General features: G+C 45.8%; 5 protein-coding genes. 1 reads left to right on the forward strand and 4 read right to left on the reverse strand.

What is annotated here, in order from left to right; translation table 11 throughout:
* The 4 genes from A3763_RS10930 to A3763_RS10945 all read right to left on the reverse strand — a co-directional run.
* A partial coding sequence (locus tag A3763_RS10930; protein WP_068760017.1) for a methylmalonyl-CoA mutase family protein occupies nucleotides 1-1,521 on the reverse strand: 1,521 nt, incomplete at its 3' end.
* Between the two features lie 189 nt (nucleotides 1,522-1,710).
* On the reverse strand, nucleotides 1,711-3,399 hold the full coding sequence (locus tag A3763_RS10935) for an acyl-CoA dehydrogenase family protein (protein ID WP_197469631.1): 1,689 nt from the start codon (nucleotides 3,397-3,399) through the stop codon (nucleotides 1,711-1,713).
* Between the two features lie 221 nt (nucleotides 3,400-3,620).
* The gene (locus A3763_RS10940) at nucleotides 3,621-4,733 is read right to left on the reverse strand and encodes a GGDEF domain-containing protein (protein ID WP_068513774.1); all 1,113 of its coding nucleotides are present in this window, start codon (nucleotides 4,731-4,733) and stop codon (nucleotides 3,621-3,623) included.
* 71 nt (nucleotides 4,734-4,804) lie between these two features.
* Nucleotides 4,805-5,812, reverse strand: a complete 1,008-nt coding sequence (locus tag A3763_RS10945; RefSeq protein WP_068513777.1) for a zinc-dependent alcohol dehydrogenase family protein — start codon at nucleotides 5,810-5,812, stop codon at nucleotides 4,805-4,807.
* Between the two features lie 201 nt (nucleotides 5,813-6,013).
* Here A3763_RS10945 and A3763_RS10950 point away from each other — a divergent pair.
* Nucleotides 6,014-6,979 (forward strand): acetyl-CoA hydrolase/transferase family protein (locus tag A3763_RS10950; RefSeq protein WP_068760018.1); only part of this gene is annotated, 966 nt, incomplete at its 3' end.

Below are 6,979 nucleotides of genomic sequence, written 5' to 3' on the forward strand. Positions count from 1 at the left end.
TGGACGGAATTCGCCGAAGGCTTCACGTAAGGTATCTGACCATTCGCCCGTGGTTACGCGCGCTTTTGCACATTCAATAGAGGCTGCCATCATATTTTCGCCATTTTTTGCGGCTTCAGCCAAGGCTTTTAGAGAAGCTTCTACACGGGCGGCATCGCGGCTGGTTCGTGTATTGTTTAAGGCATCAATGGTTTTCTGAGCAGCTTCAGCGTCGACCATAAATATACCGCCGTCACTGTCTCCAACGAGTGGTGATTCAATACCGTCTGTCCACTTGTTCTTACCGACCACAACTTGCTCGCCTTGAGCCAGCTTGCTCATTCGCTCGCCTTGAGAAGAAACAAGAGAAGACTTCATATAACCGGTCTTGATAGCTTCAACACAACCGCCCATATCTAGAATCTTATTAATTTCTGCAAAGGCTTGCTCTTTTAGCTCAGCTACTTTTGATTCGATAACCTTAGAGCCTTCGAATAGGTCAGGGTACTCAAGCAAGTCAGTTTCATAAGCCATAACTTGCTGAAGACGCAGTGACCACTGCTGATCCCAAGGGCGCGGAAGGGATAGAGCTTCGTTCCAGGCAGGTAGCTGAAGTGCGCGACAACGTGCGTTACGGCTAAGTGTCACGCCTAATGTTTCGATCAGAATACGCCATGCATTGTTTTCTGGCTGTTCTTCAGTCAAACCCAAAGAGTTAACCTGAACACCGTAACGGAAGCGACGGTATTTAGGGTTCTTAACACCGTAACGTTCACTGGTGATCTCATCCCACATTTCGCCAAATGCGCGCATTTTGCAGGTCTCTTCTACAAAGCGCATACCAGCGTTTACAAAGTAAGAAATTCGGCCAACGCAACGCTCAAACTCTTCTTCATTGAAGCAGTCACGTTCTTTGATTGCATCCAGAATTGTAATTGCTGTTGTCAGAGCGAAAGCGAGTTCTTGAACAGGCGTCGCGCCGGCTTCTTGAAGGTGATATGAGCAAATGTTTGAAGCATTCCATGAAGGAATGTTGTGCAAGCAGTATTCATACATGTCGACGATAATGCGAATAGAATCTTCTGGTGGGAATATGTAGGTACCACGTGCCAGGTACTCTTTGATCAAGTCATTTTGAGTCGTGCCTTTAAGCTGGCTAATATCTATGCCACGCTCTTCAGCTAAAGCAACATACAAAGATAATAACCACATGGATGTACCATTGATGGTCATCGAGGTGTTCATTTCCTCTAAAGGAATGTTATCGAATAGTACTGCCATGTCATCGAGTGAATTGATCGGCACGCCGACCTTGCCAATCTCGGGTTTCGCAATATCATGATCGGAGCTGTAACCACATTGCGTGGGGAGATCCATTGCAATACTTAAACCCGTCTGGCCTTTTGCCAGGTTATTACGGTAAAGCTCATTGGAGGCCCAAACATTGGTGTGTCCGGCGTAGGTTCTGAAAATCCACGGACGGTCTTTGCTCGGCTTATCTTCTTTATCGTAGATCAGATGCGCTTTATTTTGCTCACTCATGTTACTTCATTCCGATGTGGGTCGATTCCGAGAGTACTTGAGGCTCTGTCCTCGACACTGCATGTCGCTAGTTCAATGTTTATTAGAGATCGGTCAAAGCGTCTTTCAATAGGAAAGTTTTTGAATGATCTCTTTTAGGGTTTGCTTAGCCAGCACAACAGCTTGGCTGGCTGAGAATCAAATCGCAATCTACGCTGCGTTCTCGATTAGGGTTCTGGCAATTACTTTCAGTGCAAGAGTCTCTTCAGCACCTTCAAAGATAGAGAGTACGCGGGCATCAATCCAGTAACGGCTCACTGCTGATTCTTCTGCATAGCCCATACCTCCGTGAATCTGCAATGCCTCACGTGTTAGCCACTCAGAAGACTTACAAGCAAATAGTTTCACTAGGCTGGCTTCCATCTGGCCTTTGCCTTCATCCATCAAACGGCCTACGGCGTAGGTAAACTGGCGCGAAGCGGTCATCAAGGTCGCCATGCGAGATAGTTTGCTTAGGGTAAGCTGGTATTCACCCACAGGCTGGCCAAATACTTTACGTTCTTGTGAGTAGCTGATCGCACGCTCATAAGCGGCTTGCATGAGGCCATTTGCACGTGCAGCAGTTTGGATACGTCCACCAGAGAAACCTGCCATCGTGTAATAGAAGCCTTTACCCAGGCCTTCTTCACCACCTAACAAGTGGCTGTCTGGAACAAAGACATTATCGAAGAATACGTCGAAAGAGTGCATGCCTCGGTAACCGATTGTTGGGATTGCTTTCCCGCTTAGCTTACCGCCACCTTCTTGCTCGTATTCAAAATCATGGCCGTCGAAAGAAGGTTTTTCAACTAGGAACATGCTTAAGCCTTTGTGGCCCAAGCCTGGATCAGGGTTAGTACGCGCTAGTGTTAACAAAACGCCAGCTTTACCGCCAAAAGTACACCATGTTTTCGCGCCGTTAAGTACCCAACCACCGTCAACTTTTTCAGCTTTTAGTTTCATGCCTGCAACGTCAGAACCAAAATCTGGCTCGGTAATGGCAACTGCGCAGGATGGGTCAGCCCAAGCTAGCTTTGGCAGCCAATATTGTTTCTGTTCTTCAGTACCACCGGCCATGAGAGCTTTAGAAAGAATCTCAGGACGTGTAATCAAACTACCTGCTGCGGCTAAAGAGCCACGAGACAGTTCTTCAGTTACAACGATCATGCCCATGTTATCTTCACGGTCGTCTGGCTGTAAGCCGTCGTAGCGCTCTGGAATAGACAAACCGAAACAGCCCATTTCAACCAATGGCTTTAGAATTTCATCAGGAACCATCAAATCTTCGCGATGAATATGCTCTGCTTTTGGCATGACAACGTCTGTTGCAAAGCGCTGGAATGATTCACGCATGATTTCTTTATCTTCATCAAGTAAAGGATCAGTTGTGCAGCCATCTTGACCTAGCATGATTTTACCAAGCTCAACAAGTTTAGCAGTTTGCAGGTAGGTGTCGCAGAAATCCACAACAGCATCGTTGTCAAAGCTTTCAGCAAACTGTTCTTTAGACAAACCAAACTCTCTGGGTTTGGTGGCTAGACGAGCTTTAGTGCTTTGTACGGCTTCAGCACAGAACATCAATGCAATCGTTTCTTCGAGGTAGAGTTCTTCTTGTTCGCCTTTAGAGGCTCTGATTTTTTCAGCGTAATCACAGATTGAGCTAGCGGCTGCAATTTCAGCAGAAGCGTAGGCGAGGTCATAGGATACAACCTGGTATTCGTCTAATTTATGCCCGGAAAGGCGGCCCGTTTCGTTCAAGCACAGGTGCTTGATATGGCTTAGAGAAGTGTTGAGGGCATTCTGCGCGTGGCTGACGACAGCGCGTGCGTTCGAGATTAGCGTTGATGCTTGTCCAGACAAAGGGGAATCTCCTAATGTAAATACGTAGAAAAAAATCTAAAAAAATGGGTGTTAACTATAATTAACCGGCCATAATATAGGAAAAAAAAGGGTAAAAAAAGCTTTTGGCTGAGGCTATATTTTCTTTCGAATGAATTTAGCTGGTTAGTTGGGAAAAGTATTTGTTGCCAGGTCTATATCTAATTGGTACTACTTATAAATTAAGCTGGCGTGTGCTGACTTCAGGAAAGTGCATAATATTGGTTTCTACCATGCTCTTTTGCGTAATAAAGTGCAGTATCCGCTTCTTTTACTAACTCGCTTCGGTCATTACGAAAATTTGGTGTCGTGGTTGCACCACCAATGGAGCAGGTAATATTGATGACTTGACCATCTATTTCGAACTCTAAGTCTGATACTGCCTTAAGCATGCGCTTGGCAATATTCTCGGCACCATTTTTGTTTGTATTAGGTAGCAAAACGATAAACTCTTCACCGCCGTAGCGTGCGACGCAGTCAGAAGGTCGGGCAACCTCATCGTTGATCGCTTTGGCTGTTTTCTTCAAACAGTCATCGCCAAACATGTGACCATAGTTATCATTGAGGTTTTTGAAGAAATCCAGGTCAATCATAATGAGACTTAATGGGCAGGACATTCGCGAGCAGCGTTTCCACTCTTTACTGTATTCTTTATCAAAGAACATTCGATTCTTTAGCTGTGTGAGCGGATCTGTGGTGCTTAATTGTTCCATGAGCTCAGCCCTCTCTTCTGCAACCAAGTGATTGGTAATCGCAGACCAGTAGTCGTTATGGCTCGCTTTGGAAGAGGTGAATATGTAAGTCAGGCAGATACTGCATAACAAGGCATACATTAAGTTGCTGGTACTGCCATCATGAATCAAGGCGCCAATCACGGGCAGAAGCATAAAGATAGGGTAGAGAGTCCGGATTTCCGAAGATATGCTCAGTGTACTAGCACCGCCGACAGTGAAGGCGGGGGTAATAATTAAAATAGCGGTTTGCATCACTGTTAAACTGTCATCATAGATAACCCAGGCCGACATGCAGCCCCAATGAAGTGCTGCACCAAGAATAGTGATGACAAGCCATTGATGTAAGACGGGAATGTTAGGTGAGGGGCTACGGTTAAGTATTAATAGATGAGCAATTCGCAAGGCAGCAAATAATATGATTAGCCCCGTGTTTAGATAGAGAAAGCTGGGGTTGACTTGATCAAGGTTGAAGGTAAAAGCCAGAATTACCCAAACACCAAAATAGGTTAATATGCCGCTCTTTGCTCTATTCGTCAGGTCAGCTAAAGCATGGCTTTGCAGTTGTTGATGGTAATGAGGCATTTTTTATTCTGGCCTTCCGGTTTATCTTTATTATTTGCGTCTATATATCTGGCAGTATAAAGCATTCCTTACTAGGGCGTGATAATAATTTTCCCAATATGCTTATTAAGAGACAAGGTTGAAAAAGCTGACTGATAATCGGACAAACTAAAGGATTGAGCAATAACTGCTTGTAGATGACCTTCGCTAAATCCGCGACGAATTGCAGTAATGGCTCTTTGCTTCTGTTGCTCCTGTTCTAGTGTCTGGTCGACCGTATAGCCTTTTAGCGTCAACAAGCGCTTCATCAATACACCTGCGTGAATATCCATGGGCCGCCTGTCGAGCATTCCCTGAATTACAATTCTACCGCCTCGTGTTGAGGCTTTTACCAGGCCATGTGTGCCAGGGCCTGCCACGGCATCAAATACCAGGTCGCTTCCTTTTCCCTGGGTTATGCTCATCACTTCTTCGGCATATTTGAGGTTAGCTTCATCATCTCTGTCTTGGACGATGACATGCGGTGCGCCGAGTTGGCTCAGTATTTCTGCCTTTTCTTGACTAGTTGTGGTGGCTATGGGGTTTGCGCCAATCATGTTGGCGATTTGGGTAGCCGCGATACCCACGGAACTTGATGCTGCGGTGATAACGACATTTTCACCCGGTTTGAGGCCTCCCGCTTCAATCAAGCCTCCCCAGGCAGTGAAGTAGGCCATCCAGATTGCGCCACAGTGTTCATCGGGTACCGAGTCAGGGCTCGGTATGAGCGATGCTTCGTTATAGGCTCCATATTCTGCCAGTGTGCCTTGTGAATGAACATCAAAGCTCATTGGGCATAGGGCCACTTTGTCACCTAGCTTAAAGTTACTTTTACCGTCAGCTGGTAATGCGTCAACAATCCCGGCGGCTTCGAAGCCTAACCTGCTTCCTGGGTTTGGCTTGATAAAGTAGCGGTTTTGACAGAATAGAAGGTCGCCTCGATTCAAACCAATGGAGCGTATTCTTACTCCTACCTGGCCTGGTAACGGGGCTGGTTGATCTTGTTCTATCAGTTCAAGGCTATCCAGGTTTGGTGGAGAGCTTATGCTTAGGGCTTTCATAGTTTGGCTGTTCACGCTAGAAGGGTCGTTAATTTGGTGCAATATTGAAGCTGATGTTGCTCAAAAAAGCTATAGGTTTTTAAAAGACATAAGCAGCTGAAATCACACCTGTAAGAAATAATTCACTAAACTAACACGCCGCCTTAAGAATGTTTGTTCAAACTGGGTTTACAGTAAAAGAATCTTAAGGGGAGTAGCAAGATGCTTGAAGCCGTTTATCAATCGAAGAAAATTTCCAAGGAGCAGCTTTCCGGGCAGATGCTTGGCGTATCAAACCTGATACTGGGAATGAGTGTTGCCATGCCGCGTCTACTTCTTAGCTGGCTAAGTGAATGCGCTGAACAAGAGCGAGTTGCGCCGTTTAATTTGTATTACATGCACGGCTCAGAACATCTACGTAATACGCTTCTTAAACCGTCTTTGTCGGGGAGGATCTCGCCCAGGCCATTATTCTTAAGCGCCTCAGACCGACAAGCGCTGGCTGAGTCAAAAGATGAAGCATGGATGCAGTTTGTACCGACTAATTTTCATCAGGTTGGACGTTTGCTGACTGCCCATATATCACCGGATTGTTTTATGGTGGCAGTCTCAAGTATGGATAAACACGGTTATTTTAGTCTGGGGACTAATGCCGACTATGGCGCGAGTGTCATTCGTAAAGCCAGGCGAGTGGTGGTTGAGGTTAACTCGAATATGCCTAAAACGTTTGGTGAATGTACCATTCATATTTCCGAGATTGATGCACTGGTCGAACATGATGAGGCTCTGTGCGAAACGCAATTATCTGAGCCTGGTCCAATAGACAAGATAATTGCCAGTCAGATTGCAGAACATATCCATGATGAAGATACATTGCAGATGGGAGTTGGTGGTGTGCCAAATGCGGTGCTCGGAATGTTAGATAGCCACCGAAATTTAGGCCTGCACTCTGAGTTGTTTTCGCCCGCGATGGTTAGGTTGATTCAGTGGGGAGTTCTGACCGGTAAGAAAAAATTCTGGATGCAGCACAAGCACGTGTTTACCTTAGCTTTGGGTGACAAAGCGATGTATGACTTTATGGATGATAACCCTTCGATCGTTGGTTATCCTGCTTCCTGGGTGAATAATCCGGCAGTGATCAGTAAGAACAATAATATGGTTTCTGTAAACGCTGCAATCGAAGTTGAT

Source organism: Oleiphilus sp. HI0128, from assembly GCF_001635365.1.